General features: G+C 59.6%; 12 protein-coding genes. 10 read left to right on the top strand and 2 right to left on the bottom strand.

Features of this window, described 5'->3' with window-relative positions:
• The first annotated feature begins 68 nt into the window (after nucleotides 1–68).
• The 6 genes from JFU11_RS07345 to JFU11_RS07320 all read left to right on the top strand — a co-directional run bounded on the left by JFU11_RS07345 (nucleotide 69) and on the right by JFU11_RS07320 (nucleotide 6830).
• Complete coding sequence (locus tag JFU11_RS07345; RefSeq protein ID WP_048394687.1) at nucleotides 69–1304, top strand: 3-methyl-2-oxobutanoate dehydrogenase (2-methylpropanoyl-transferring) subunit alpha; 1236 nt, start codon at nucleotides 69–71, stop codon at nucleotides 1302–1304.
• Between the two features lies 1 nt (nucleotide 1305).
• Nucleotides 1306–2364 (top strand): alpha-ketoacid dehydrogenase subunit beta, encoded by a 1059-nt coding sequence (locus tag JFU11_RS07340; protein ID WP_007895121.1) that lies wholly within the window; start codon nucleotides 1306–1308, stop codon nucleotides 2362–2364.
• Nucleotides 2365–3633, top strand: coding sequence for a dihydrolipoamide acetyltransferase family protein (locus tag JFU11_RS07335; protein WP_201060235.1), 1269 nt, complete (start codon nucleotides 2365–2367; stop codon nucleotides 3631–3633).
• A 17-nt stretch (nucleotides 3634–3650) separates the two neighbouring features.
• Nucleotides 3651–5033 (top strand): dihydrolipoyl dehydrogenase, encoded by a 1383-nt coding sequence (gene lpdA / locus JFU11_RS07330; RefSeq protein WP_201060234.1) that lies wholly within the window; start codon nucleotides 3651–3653, stop codon nucleotides 5031–5033.
• A gap of 300 nt (nucleotides 5034–5333) precedes the next feature.
• Entirely contained in the window at nucleotides 5334–6353 is a 1020-nt protein-coding gene (locus JFU11_RS07325) for a branched-chain amino acid aminotransferase (protein ID WP_008005375.1), read from the top strand.
• A gap of 135 nt (nucleotides 6354–6488) precedes the next feature.
• A complete protein-coding gene (locus tag JFU11_RS07320) occupies nucleotides 6489–6830 on the top strand; it encodes a hypothetical protein (RefSeq protein ID WP_123719177.1) in 342 nt (113 codons plus the stop codon).
• On the opposite strand, the gene JFU11_RS07315 is transcribed toward JFU11_RS07320, so the two are convergent.
• The gene (locus JFU11_RS07315; RefSeq protein WP_201060233.1) at nucleotides 6820–7746 is read right to left on the bottom strand and encodes a LysR substrate-binding domain-containing protein; all 927 of its coding nucleotides are present in this window, start codon (nucleotides 7744–7746) and stop codon (nucleotides 6820–6822) included. The genes JFU11_RS07320 and JFU11_RS07315 overlap by 11 nt on opposite strands.
• A gap of 105 nt (nucleotides 7747–7851) precedes the next feature.
• Here JFU11_RS07315 and JFU11_RS07310 point away from each other — a divergent pair, with 105 nt between their 5' ends.
• Nucleotides 7852–8460, top strand: a complete 609-nt coding sequence (locus tag JFU11_RS07310) for a LysE family translocator (RefSeq protein ID WP_201060232.1) — start codon at nucleotides 7852–7854, stop codon at nucleotides 8458–8460.
• On the opposite strand, the gene JFU11_RS07305 is transcribed toward JFU11_RS07310, so the two are convergent.
• Nucleotides 8457–9221, bottom strand: a complete 765-nt coding sequence (locus tag JFU11_RS07305) for a helix-turn-helix transcriptional regulator (RefSeq protein ID WP_201060231.1) — start codon at nucleotides 9219–9221, stop codon at nucleotides 8457–8459. The two genes, JFU11_RS07310 and JFU11_RS07305, sit on opposite strands and share 4 nt — an antisense overlap.
• An 81-nt stretch (nucleotides 9222–9302) precedes the next feature.
• On the opposite strand from JFU11_RS07305, the gene JFU11_RS07300 reads away from it, so the two are divergent.
• The 3 genes from JFU11_RS07300 to JFU11_RS07290 all read left to right on the top strand — a co-directional run bounded on the left by JFU11_RS07300 (nucleotide 9303) and on the right by JFU11_RS07290 (nucleotide 12398).
• Nucleotides 9303–10424 (top strand): cytochrome P450, encoded by a 1122-nt coding sequence (locus tag JFU11_RS07300; RefSeq protein ID WP_201060230.1) that lies wholly within the window; start codon nucleotides 9303–9305, stop codon nucleotides 10422–10424.
• Between the two features lie 496 nt (nucleotides 10425–10920).
• Complete coding sequence (locus JFU11_RS07295) at nucleotides 10921–12144, top strand: S-type pyocin domain-containing protein (protein ID WP_201060229.1); 1224 nt, start codon at nucleotides 10921–10923, stop codon at nucleotides 12142–12144.
• 14 nt (nucleotides 12145–12158) lie between these two features.
• The gene (locus JFU11_RS07290) at nucleotides 12159–12398 is read left to right on the top strand and encodes a pyocin S6 family toxin immunity protein (protein ID WP_201060228.1); all 240 of its coding nucleotides are present in this window, start codon (nucleotides 12159–12161) and stop codon (nucleotides 12396–12398) included.
• Nucleotides 12399–12400 lie beyond the last annotated feature (2 nt).

Below are 12400 nucleotides of genomic sequence, written 5' to 3'. Positions count from 1 at the left end.
AGAATTCTTTTACCGAAGAATGACTGCCAGCTCACTACAAGAAATTCACAAGATCGAGCGTAGAAGCCATGAACCAAGCGTACGAACCGCTGCGCCTGCACGTTCCCGAACCTTCGGGCCGCCCCGGCTGCAAAACCGACTTCTCCTACCTGCATCTGACTGACGCAGGCTTGGTGCGCAAACCCCCAATCGACGTTGAACCGGCCGACACGGCTGATCTGGCCAAAGGCCTGATTCGCGTGCTCGACGACCAGGGCAATGCCCTCGGTCCATGGGCCGAAGGCGTGCCAGTCGAGATCCTGCGTAAAGGCATGCGCGCCATGCTCAAGACGCGGATTTTCGACAACCGCATGGTGGTCGCCCAGCGTCAGAAAAAAATGTCGTTCTACATGCAAAGCCTTGGCGAAGAAGCCATCGGCAGCGCCCAGGCCCTGGCCTTGAACATCGACGACATGTGCTTCCCCACCTACCGTCAACAAAGCATCCTCATGGCCCGTGAAGTGCCATTGGTGGGCCTGATCTGCCAACTGTTGTCCAACGAGCGCGATCCGCTCAAAGGCCGTCAGCTGCCGATCATGTACTCGGTCAAAGACGCCGGCTTCTTCACCATTTCCGGCAACCTCGCCACTCAATTCGTTCAGGGCGTTGGCTGGGGCATGGCCTCGGCGATCAAGGGCGACACCAAAATCGCCTCGGCCTGGATCGGCGACGGCGCTACCGCTGAATCGGACTTCCACACCGCCCTCACCTTCGCCCACGTCTACCGTGCGCCGGTGATCCTCAACGTGGTCAACAACCAGTGGGCGATCTCGACGTTCCAGGCGATTGCCGGCGGTGAAGCCACCACCTTCGCCGGACGCGGCGTCGGTTGCGGCATCGCCTCCCTGCGGGTCGATGGCAACGATTTTGTCGCGGTGTACGCCGCCTCTGCCTGGGCCGCCGAACGCGCACGCCGCAACCTCGGCCCGACCATGATCGAATGGGTCACCTACCGCGCCGGCCCGCACTCGACGTCTGATGATCCATCCAAATACCGTCCTGCCGACGACTGGAGCCACTTCCCGTTGGGCGACCCGATTGCGCGACTCAAGCAGCACCTGATCAAAATCGGTCAGTGGTCCGAAGAGGAACACGTCGCCGTCAGCGCCGAACTGGAAGCCGAAGTGATCGCTGCGCAGAAAGAAGCCGAGCAGTACGGCACCCTCGCCGGCGGCCAGATTCCGAGCGCCGCGACCATGTTCGAAGACGTCTACAAAGAGATGCCGGAGCACTTGAAGCGCCAGCGTCAAGAGTTGGGGATCTGACATGAACGATCACAACAATAAAATCGAGTTGGAAACCGCCATGACCACGACCACCATGACCATGATCCAGGCCCTGCGCTCGGCCATGGATGTGATGCTTGAGCGTGACGACAATGTCGTGGTGTTCGGCCAGGACGTCGGTTATTTCGGCGGCGTGTTCCGTTGCACCGAGGGCCTGCAGAACAAATACGGCACTTCCCGCGTATTCGACGCACCGATCTCCGAAAGCGGTATCGTTGGCGTCGCCGTGGGCATGGGCGCTTACGGTTTGCGGCCGGTGGCCGAGATTCAGTTCGCCGATTATGTCTACCCGGCGTCGGACCAGATCATTTCCGAAGCCGCACGCTTGCGCTATCGCTCGGCCGGCGAGTTCACCGCGCCGATGACCCTGCGCATGCCATGCGGCGGCGGCATCTACGGTGGCCAGACCCACAGCCAGAGCATCGAGGCGATGTTCACCCAGGTTTGCGGTTTGCGCACGGTCATGCCGTCCAACCCTTACGACGCCAAAGGCCTGCTGATCGCCTCCATCGAAAACGATGACCCGGTGATCTTCCTCGAACCAAAACGCCTGTACAACGGCCCGTTCGATGGCCACCACGACCGTCCGGTAACCCCGTGGTCGAAACACCCCGCCGCACAAGTGCCGGACGGTTACTACACCGTGCCACTGGACGTTGCCGCCATCGCTCGTCCGGGCAAAGATGTGACGATCCTGACTTACGGCACCACGGTTTATGTGTCGCAAGTCGCGGCTGAAGAAACCGGTATCGACGCAGAAGTCATCGACCTGCGCAGCCTGTGGCCGCTGGACCTGGACACCATCGTCAAGTCGGTGAAGAAAACCGGCCGTTGCGTGATCGTTCACGAAGCAACCCGCACCTGCGGTTTCGGCGCCGAACTGGTCGCCTTGGTGCAAGAGCATTGCTTCCACTACCTGGAAGCGCCGATCGAACGCGTCACCGGTTGGGACACCCCCTACCCGCACGCGCAAGAGTGGGCGTATTTCCCTGGCCCGTCCCGAGTGGGCGCGGCTTTGCATCGGGTTATGGAGGTCTGAATGGGCACGCACGTTATTAAAATGCCGGACATTGGCGAAGGCATTGCAGAAGTTGAACTGTCTCAGTGGCACGTCAAGGTCGGTGACATGGTCGTCGAGGATCAGGTGCTGGCCGATGTCATGACCGACAAGGCGATGGTCGACATTCCATCCCCGGTGCATGGCAAGGTGATTGCGCTGGGCGGCCAGCCTGGCGAAGTCATGGCGGTTGGCAGCATCTTGATCAGCATTGAAGTTGAAGGCGCGGGCAACGTTAAAGAGTCGGTCCAGCCAGTAGCGGTTAAAGAAGCACCCGTTGCAGCGCCTAAAGTTGAAGCGGTTGTTGAAAGCAAACCGGTTGTGGCGCCTCGCTCGGCCGCTGCGTGCCAAGGCCCGATGGTTGCTCGCGAGGCCGATGAACGCCCGCTGGCCTCCCCGGCCGTGCGCAAACATGCGCTGGACCTCGGCATTCAATTGCGTCTGGTGCGTGGCAGCGGCCCTGCCGGCCGTGTGCTGCACGAAGACCTCGAAGCCTGGCTGGCTCAGGGTCAGTCGAACGCATCGACCGCCACCGCCGCTTACGCCCAGCGCAACGACGAAGAGCAAATCCCGGTGATCGGCATGCGCCGCAAGATCGCCCAGCGCATGCAGGACGCCACCCAGCGTGCTGCCCACTTCAGCTACGTCGAAGAAATCGACGTCACTGCCGTGGAAGAACTGCGCGCACACCTGAACGAAAAACACGGCGCGACCCGCGGCAAGCTGACCTTGCTGCCATTCCTGGTCCGCGCGTTGGTCGTGGCGCTGCGCGACTTCCCGCAGATCAACGCCCGTTACGACGACGAAGCGCAAGTCATCACCCGTCTCGGCGCGGTGCATGTGGGCGTCGCCACGCAAGCCGACATCGGTTTGATGGTGCCGGTGGTGCGTCATGCCGAAACCCGCAGCCTGTGGGACAGCGCCGCGGAAATCTCGCGTCTGGCGACTGCTGCGCGCACGGGCAAGGCCAACCGCGATGAGCTGTCCGGTTCGACCATCACCCTGACCAGCCTCGGCGCCCTGGGCGGCATCGTCAGCACCCCGGTGCTGAACCTGCCGGAAGTGGCGATCGTCGGCGTGAACAAAATCGTCGAACGGCCGATGGTCGTCAAAGGCCAGATCGTGATTCGCAAGATGATGAACCTCTCCAGCTCCTTCGATCACCGCGTGGTCGATGGCATGGACGCGGCGCAATTCATCCAGGCCGTTCGTGGCTTGCTCGAACAACCCGCCACCCTGTTTGTGGACTAATTATTAGTGGAGCAGGCATGCAAACTTTGAACACCACGTTGCTGATCATCGGCGGCGGCCCTGGTGGCTATGTAACGGCGATCCGTGCTGGTCAACTGGGCATTTCGACCATTCTGGTGGAAGGCGAATCGTTGGGCGGCACCTGCCTGAACATCGGCTGCATTCCGTCGAAGGCATTGATTCACGTCGCCGAACAGTTCCATCAGACACGGCACCACAGCCAATACTCGGCGCTGGGCATCAGCGTGTCGGCGCCGACCCTGGACATCGGCAAGAGCGTCGAGTGGAAGGACGGTATCGTTGATCGCCTGACCACCGGCGTCTCGGCGCTATTAAAGAAGCACAAGGTCCAGGTCATTCAAGGCTGGGCCAAAGTGATCGACGGCAAAACCGTCGAAGTTGGCGATACGCGCATTCAGTGCGAGCACCTGGTGCTGGCCACCGGTTCGAAAAGCGTGAACCTGCCGATGCTGCCGATTGGCGGGCCGATCATCTCCTCCACCGAAGCCCTGGCGCCGAAAAGCGTGCCGAAACGACTGGTCGTGGTCGGTGGCGGTTACATCGGTCTGGAGCTGGGAATTGCCTATCGTAAGCTCGGCGCCGAGGTCAGTGTGGTCGAGGCGCAGGATCGCATCCTGCCGGCCTACGACGCCGAACTGACCCATCCGGTACACGAAGCGCTTAAGCAACTCGACGTAAAGCTTTACTTGAAACACAGCGTTGAAGGCTTTGATTCACAAGGAAATACGCTGCAAGTTCGTGATCCAAACGGCGACACCTTGAACCTTGAAACCGATCAGGTACTGGTGGCCGTTGGTCGCAAACCCAACACTCAAGGCTGGAACCTCGAAGCCTTGAATCTGGAGATGAACGGTTCGGCGATCAAGATCGACAACCGTTGCCAGACCAGTATGCGCAACGTCTACGCCATCGGCGACTTGAGCGGCGAACCGATGCTCGCCCACCGGGCCATGGCTCAGGGTGAAATGGTTGCCGAGCTGATCAGCGGTAAACACCGCGAATTCAACCCGACCGCCATCGCCGCCGTGTGCTTCACCGACCCGGAACTGGTGGTGGTCGGCAAGACCCCGGACGAGGCCAAGGCTGCGGGGCTGGACTGCATCGTTTCCAGTTTCCCGTTCGCCGCCAATGGCCGGGCGATGACGCTGGAATCGAAAAGCGGTTTCGTGCGGGTCGTGGCGCGCCGTGACAATCATGTGATTGTTGGTTGGCAGGCGGTGGGTGTGGGCGTCTCGGAGTTGTCGACGGCGTTTGGCCAGAGCCTGGAAATGGGCGCTCGTCTGGAAGACATCGCCGGCACCATCCACGCGCATCCAACGCTGGGTGAGGCGGTGCAAGAAGCGGCGTTGCGTGCCCTTGGTCACGCGCTGCACCTCTAAAACCAGACGCAAACCCTTGTAGCAGCTGACGAGCAACGCGAGGCAGCGTCCGGCGACGAAGTCGTCGCAAAACCTGCCACCGCGTGCTTTCAGGCATAGCGAGTCAGCCGGAATACGACGACTTCGTCGCCGAACGCTGCCTCGCGGTGCTCGACAGCTGCTACATCGGGTGCATCGATGGTCGCAGAGATCGAATTCCGGGCTGCGAAATGGGCCCGGAATGAAGTATTGTTGTCCCCATCCAGAAAAATGTCAGAAGCCTTGAACCGTTTCGGCGGTTGTTAAGTGATAGAGGGTGTCATGGGTAACGAAAGCATCAATTGGGACAAGCTGGGTTTTGACTACATCAAGACAGACAAGCGCTATCTGTCGCACTGGCGTAATGGCGAGTGGGACAAAGGCACCCTGACCGAAGACAACGTGCTGCACATCAGCGAAGGCTCCACTGCCCTTCACTATGGCCAGCAGTGCTTCGAAGGCCTGAAGGCCTACCGCTGCAAGGACGGTTCGATCAACCTGTTCCGCCCGGACCAGAACGCCGCACGCATGCAACGCAGCTGCGCGCGCCTGCTGATGCCGCAGGTGTCCACCGAACAGTTCGTCGAAGCGTGCAAGGAAGTGGTTCGCGCCAACGAGCGTTTCATCCCGCCTTACGGCACCGGCGGCGCGCTGTACCTGCGCCCGTTCGTGATCGGCGTGGGTGACAACATCGGCGTGCGTACTGCGCCCGAGTTCATCTTCTCGATCTTCTGCATCCCGGTCGGCGCCTACTTCAAAGGCGGTTTGACCCCGCATAACTTCCTGATCTCCAGCTACGACCGTGCTGCCCCACAAGGCACCGGCGCGGCCAAGGTCGGTGGCAACTACGCCGCCAGCCTGATGCCGGGCTCCCAGGCCAAGAAGGCGCATTTCGCCGACTGCATCTACCTGGACCCGCTGACCCACACCAAAATCGAAGAAGTCGGCTCGGCCAACTTCTTCGGGATCACCCACGACAACAAGTTCGTCACCCCGAACTCCCCTTCGGTGTTGCCGGGCATCACTCGTCTGTCGTTGATCGAGCTGGCCAAAACCCGTCTGGGCCTGGAAGTGGTTGAAGGTGACGTGTTCATCGACAAGCTGTCCGACTTCAAGGAAGCCGGTGCTTGCGGTACCGCTGCAGTGATCACCCCGATCGGCGGCATCAGCTACAACGACAAGCTGCACGTGTTCCATAGCGAAACCGAAGTCGGCCCGGTCACCCAGAAGCTCTACAAAGAGCTGACCGGTGTACAGACCGGCGACGTCGAAGCGCCAGCGGGCTGGATCGTCAAGGTTTGATTTGACGCTACTGCCCGTTTGAACACAAAAGCCCGGCCATCACATTGAAGGCCGGGCTTTTTTTCGTCCGCGTATCGTGGAAAACGTCACTAGACTTGCCACGTTCAATAGCCATCAACAGGTGCCACTAAAACCATGGGCAAACTCTGGCGAAAGTATCTGGCCTTGCTGGACACCGATTTCACCACGCAAGTGTTCGACAACATCAAAAACCTGCTGGTATGCGCCCTGCTGTTCGCGGCGGGCACCAACGCGTTGCACAGCGATCAGTACTTGTTTATGGGGTTTCTCACCTCAAGCCTCGCCGGCTGGGGATTGATCCTGCTGTCAGCGGTGCTGATGCTGCTCAATGTCAGCGACGGCCTGCGCCGGCTATCCAGGCTGCCGTATCACACGGCGTTTCAGATCATTCTGTTTCTGGTCTACCTGGTGCTGGCGGTGCGGGTGGTGGAGATTGTCTGGAATTTCAGGGCGTAGCGGTCACAGCACCAAGTGTTTGCCAACGCCGCTCATCCTGAGCAATTCGGGCAAACAACCACTCCACAAACACCCGCGTCTGCACCGTCACGTCCGGCGCAACACCGTAGTAATAACGCGGCAACGGCATACGCAACTCGGGCAACGGGCAGATCAACTGTCCGCTCAAAAGATGGGTGCCCAGCAAAGAGGTCGGACACAAAGCAATGCCCTGCCCCTCCACGGCGGCCTGAAGCACCAGGTGCATGTGATCAAACTGCCGGGTGACCTGAGTGGCTGACAGACTTTGACCAAAGTGCATCGCCCAATGGTGCCAGTCTTCGCGACGAGCCTTGGCGGTCAGTAACGTGTGGCTGCTCAGCGAAGTGAGGTCTTCCAGTGGCAGGCGCTCGATCAGCGATGGCGCCGCGACCAGCATTAGTTCGTCTTCGAACAGCGCTCGCGCCTCAATCGCCGGCGCCCAGTCGTCACGACCACGGCGAATGACGACATCGAACCCGTCGCGTGCCTGATCGGGTGCCTGGGTTTGCGTGATCACCTGCGGCTTGATGTCCGGGTGCTGCGCAATGAAATCCGCCAGCCTGGGCGTCAGCCAAAGCACGGCAAAGGACGGACGTACATTGATCTTCACGGTAGGCAGCGAGGCATGTTGCTTGAGTGCAGCGGCGGCGTTGGCGATCTGCGACAGCCCGGCGCTGACCTGCTCATAAAAGCGCTGGCCGGCCGGCGTCAGCACCGATTGACGGATACGCCGCTCGAACAGCAGCACGCCCAGGTATTCCTCAAGCAATTTGATGTGCCGACTGATGGCACTGTGGCTGACATGCAGCTCTTCGGCCGCCAGCCTGAAGCTCTGATGACGAGCAGCGATGGCGAAGGCGCGAACAGCATTAAGAGGCGGTAGTTGATTTTTCATGCGTCTAATTTAGTCACCTATGCGCTTTAATTAAAGCGTTTGTCACGCCCTCGTCGTCACGCCACTCTGCCAGCACGCAGCCAGCGCCACCTGACGGAGCACGACATGAACAGCTACGGACTCTTTATACTTTTCGCCACCCTGACCATTTTGAGCCCGGGGCCTGGCGTGGTCCTGACCCTCTCCAACGCGGTGCGTCACGGCTGGACGGGAGCCGTGCCGGGCATTCTGGGGATCGCGTCGGGGGCGTTCGTTGTCGCCGCCATCAGCGCCACCAGTGTTGGTCTGATACTCAGCACCTCCGCAAACGCCTTTACCGCGTTGAAATACGCAGGGGCAGTCTATTTGTTGTACCTGGGTTACAAAAGCTGGCGCTCGGATCGTTTCAGTACGCTGCTTGAAACGCGTCCCTCAAGCCCTGGCTATCGCTTCCTCGAAGCGGCTTCGATGCAGCTTTTGAACCCCAAGGCGGTTTTTTTCTTTCTGGCGGTGTTCCCGCAATTCATCGACACCTCGGCGCACTTCTACGCCCAGTTCTTCAAACTGGTCGCCTCCTATGCCGCACTGGTGATTCTGGTGCATGGCAGCTATGCCTTGCTCGCCAATGCCGCCAAAGGCTGGTTGTCGAGCCCAAAAGGTTCCTGGCTGACGGCGAAAGTCTCGGGCGTGACCTTCGCCGGCTTTGGCGTGCTCATGGCCTCGAGCAGTCGCTAAGCCGCAGGACTGACGATCGCGCGGCGCCGGTTCTCGGTGGCCGCGGGTTGTGCGGTCGTCGCCTGAACCGGCAGTTCAACGGCGAACCGGCTACTGAGTTCCTTGCGCCCCACCGCCGTCAACGCCAGCGCCCGGCTGTCCAGATCCTGCGTCACCCATTTGCGTTTGATCGCCGTTTGCAGCAACGCCGCGCCCAAGGCACCGCCCAGGTGTGGCCGACGCATGCTCCAGTCCAGACACGGGCAGGCGAAGCGGCGGCGCAAGGTGCTCAAGTCTTTGACGTCGATCCCCAACCCTTCGAACAACGCTTCGCCGCTGTCGCTCAGTTGATAAACCTGCTCATCAGTTTCCAGCAACCACCCCGCTTCGATCATCCGGTCATGCAGCAGCACCGCCAATGTACCGGCCATGTGGTCGTAGCAGGTGCGGGCGAATTGCAGGCGGTCGGGGGTGCGCGGGTTGAACGTCGGCGCGGCGTTCTGGCCGATCACCATCAGCGCTTCCAGGGCCTGGGCCACGCGCTTGTCCGCGAGGCTGTAATAGCGATGACGGCCTTGAACGTGCAAACGCACCAGCGCCAGTTCCTTGAGCTTGGCCAGATGAGCACTGGCGGTCGAGGCGCTGACTTCGGCAACCGCCGCCAACTCGGTACTGGTGCGGGCGTGGCCGTCCATCAACGAACAGAGGATTTTCGTCCGGGCCGGCTCGGCAATCGCTGCCGCCACTTGAGAGACGCCGATGTCGTGTTGTTCTGCGTTCATATTTCGCTCCCGGACGAATCAAGGCCCTTTCGGACTGGAGATAGTAGCAACACTTTCCAACCACCGATAAGGCTGCGACCCATGGACCCGATCATCGCTGCGACTCACGCCAATCCCTACCCCTACTACGCACAACTGCGCGCAGAGGGTGGGCTGGCTTTTCATCAAGGACTGAAACTGTGGGTGGCCAGCAGCGCCCGAGCCGTTGCCGCCGTGCTGGCGCATCCGGATTGCCATGTCCGGCCGTCCCATGAGCCGGTGCCCAAGGCAATTGCTCAAGGCATGGCCGGCAAGGTCTTCGGTCAGTTGATGCGGATGAACGAGGGCGAACGGCAGCGTTGCCCGAGGGCGGCGATTGAGCCGGGGCTGGCGTTGATTGACGTGAACGAAGTCAATGCGTTGGTCGGCGCTCGGTTGATTACCCCGGGCGCCAACGGGTTGTACGCGGCGATGTTTCGCGGACCGGTCTGCGTAGTGGCGGCGTTGCTGGGGTTTTCTCCGGCTCAGGGCCGGGCCATCAGCGAGCTGACCGCAGACTTCGTCGCCTGCCTGTCTCCTCTCAGCGATCAGGCGCAACTGGACGCCGCCCATGTCGCGGCGGAACAGCTGAAGGGTTATTTCATCGAGCTTCTGGACGACCCGAGCAACCGAAGCGCCCTGCTCGCTGGTATCCGGCAGCGTTTCGCGGCGACATCGACCGACGCTGAAACCTTGATCGCCAACCTGATCGGCCTGTTCTCCCAGACCCATGAAGCCACTGCCGGGCTGATCGGTAATGCGCTATTGGCGTTGATCCGAAACCCACAGTTGGATTCGGCTCAAGTTGATGACTTGATCGCTGAAGTACAGCGCTTCGACCCGTCGGTGCAAAACACCCGCCGCTTCGTCGCCGCGCCGTGCGAAATTGACGGCGTGAACCTGAACCCCGGCGACGTCATCCTGGTGCTGCTGGCCTCGGCCAATCGCGATCCGCAGATTAATGACAACCCCGATGCATTCCTGCTCGAGCGCCCGAACCGCCGCAGCTTCACTTTCGGCGCGGGGCGTCATCAATGTCCGGGGCAGGTTCTGGCCCTTCATATCGCCAGAGCCACGCTGACTGAGATCCTGGCGATGAAACCTGCTTTGGACCGTTTGACCTGGCACTATCGCCCTTCCCTGAATGGGCGCATTCCTTTGTTCACCGACCTGCCGAATACCTGACAGACCGAGTCATCATTCTTCGCGAGCAGGCTCGCTCCCACATTCGATCGTCGATGTTCACGACATTTCTGATCGACACAAATCCCTTGTGGGAGCGGGCTTGCTCGCGAAGGCGTCAGACAAACAACGCGCCATTTCTGGCATGCGCAACAGGCTACATCGCGGGTGAACTAACCGCGAGCCGAACACTGAACTGTGGCGAGGGAGCTTGCTCCCGCTCGGGTGCGCAGCAGCCGCAAAACTGGCGCACGCAGTCATGCATGAAGAACCCCGATGACCGGATTTACGGTCGCTGCGCACCCGAGCGGGGGCAAGCCCCTCGCCACGGATAACGAAAAACCCGCCATTTCTATTTACATAGATAGCGGGTTTCTTCCGTTTATAGCGACAAGCCTAATTTGTAACGATGGCCAGAGTTTCAGACCAGTCCTACATCTATCAAATGCCCTTTGATATAGCGTCCGCATCGTTTTCAAAAGATGAAACAAGGACGCTCATGGCTCGCAAAACAGACATACCTCGGATTCAAAACCCACCATCGGGCGACGGGCACCACATCACCAGCCGCTACATGACCGCCACCGAACTGGCAGAGCGCGACGCCAGACAAAAATCCTATGACGACATGTTGGCCCGACAGCAGGCCTATGAAGACCGTTTTGTCAGGCTGCCTCAACAGCTGGGTCAATCCAGCTCAATGGGTTGCGTGTTCGCCAAAAGCTGCAACCTCCCCGACGGAGTAATCAACCACGACAACCCAGCCGGGTTTGTCCCTGTCGAAAAACTGACCGACTACGGAAAATTCTCCCTGCTGGGTGGCCGCGAAAAGGATGCAGCGGGAAATATCCCGCTCAAAAAAATCAGTGGTAGCGCGTTACCTGCTGCACTGGGAACGCTTCTTCTGGGCGGAGTTGGTGCTGCTGGTACCGGCACGGGTGCGGCTGGTGGTGCAGGTGTCGTGACGGCCGGTGTTGCTGCTGGCGCCTTGACAGGAATGGTTGCATTGCTGTGGCCGTCGAGCTTGGGCGACAGCTCCCTGTACACAGAAGAGCAGCTCAAATCGCTCAAGGAAGGCCGAACACGGGTTCGACTGCATGTCGAGCAACAATCTGATGGCACCTTGAAGGGTTACGGGTACAACACCCAGAAGCGCCGTGACTGGGAAATGATTCCTGTAGTCCGGTTCAAGAGTCAGGGTTCTCAGCAGGTGGCTGACTTTGGCGATGGGATAACTCTGGTATGGACGCCAGCGGTTGACCCATCCAGCACCTCAGCGATTCCCCCGCTAGAGGCCGCACCACAAGCACCTCAGATCTGGATTTATCCGCCTACCGAACAGGCAGATAACATCATCGTCAACCCGATCTACCCGCCTGAGTACAAGGACTTCATTCTTGTTTTCCCGGCTGATTCCGGTGTGCAACCGCTGTATGTTGTGGTTTCAAGATCTGCTGGCGGCGGTGATATTAAGTACCACCGGCCGCCGCTGGCATTACCTGCATTTCCAGATGCCCTTCCTGTTAAATCAAAAAGCAGTGTTCAGGGCGGGGGGAGTAAGCGCAGTCGGTGGAAAGACCGAAAGGGGCGAATATATGAATGGGATAGCAAGACAGGCGCAATAGAGATGTATGACAAGCAAGGTAAGCATCTTGGTGAGTTCAACCACGAAACAGGTGAACAGATAGACCCCGCAAAACCCCGCAGAACCACCCCAAAATAATTGAGAGGCTGTTTATGTTTTTATGGATTAGTGGATTTTTAAAAGGTGATGGCGAGGATGACTCCTTAAAATACGACCTTACAGTTCGACCTGAGTTTGAAGTCGCGGTAATGGGTGCTCTTGGCTGGAAAAGCCTTGATAAAAGCGCGGATGGGGAATGGTTACTAACCGGCGAGCAAATCCAACAAATCGCTATAGCTCTCAATGAGCAGTTACCGACCGAACTGGACCTATTCATAGGGGTGCGGGAGTAGGT

This window comes from Pseudomonas sp. TH37 (assembly GCF_016650735.1).
GTDB classification, from domain to species: Bacteria; Pseudomonadota; Gammaproteobacteria; order Pseudomonadales; family Pseudomonadaceae; genus Aquipseudomonas; species Aquipseudomonas farris.
This window is presented reverse-complemented; position numbering and strand designations above follow the sequence as displayed.

Coding starts and splice junctions, on each gene's coding strand:
- JFU11_RS07345 (WP_048394687.1), top strand. CDS start 69: ATGAACCAAGCGTACGAACCGCTGCGCCTGCACGTTCCCGAACCTTCG.
- JFU11_RS07340 (WP_007895121.1), top strand. CDS start 1,306: ATGAACGATCACAACAATAAAATCGAGTTGGAAACCGCCATGACCACG.
- JFU11_RS07335 (WP_201060235.1), top strand. CDS start 2,365: ATGGGCACGCACGTTATTAAAATGCCGGACATTGGCGAAGGCATTGCA.
- lpdA (WP_201060234.1), top strand. CDS start 3,651: ATGCAAACTTTGAACACCACGTTGCTGATCATCGGCGGCGGCCCTGGT.
- JFU11_RS07325 (WP_008005375.1), top strand. CDS start 5,334: ATGGGTAACGAAAGCATCAATTGGGACAAGCTGGGTTTTGACTACATC.
- JFU11_RS07320 (WP_123719177.1), top strand. CDS start 6,489: ATGGGCAAACTCTGGCGAAAGTATCTGGCCTTGCTGGACACCGATTTC.
- JFU11_RS07315 (WP_201060233.1), bottom strand. CDS start 7,746: ATGAAAAATCAACTACCGCCTCTTAATGCTGTTCGCGCCTTCGCCATC.
- JFU11_RS07310 (WP_201060232.1), top strand. CDS start 7,852: ATGAACAGCTACGGACTCTTTATACTTTTCGCCACCCTGACCATTTTG.
- JFU11_RS07305 (WP_201060231.1), bottom strand. CDS start 9,221: ATGAACGCAGAACAACACGACATCGGCGTCTCTCAAGTGGCGGCAGCG.
- JFU11_RS07300 (WP_201060230.1), top strand. CDS start 9,303: ATGGACCCGATCATCGCTGCGACTCACGCCAATCCCTACCCCTACTAC.
- JFU11_RS07295 (WP_201060229.1), top strand. CDS start 10,921: ATGGCTCGCAAAACAGACATACCTCGGATTCAAAACCCACCATCGGGC.
- JFU11_RS07290 (WP_201060228.1), top strand. CDS start 12,159: ATGTTTTTATGGATTAGTGGATTTTTAAAAGGTGATGGCGAGGATGAC.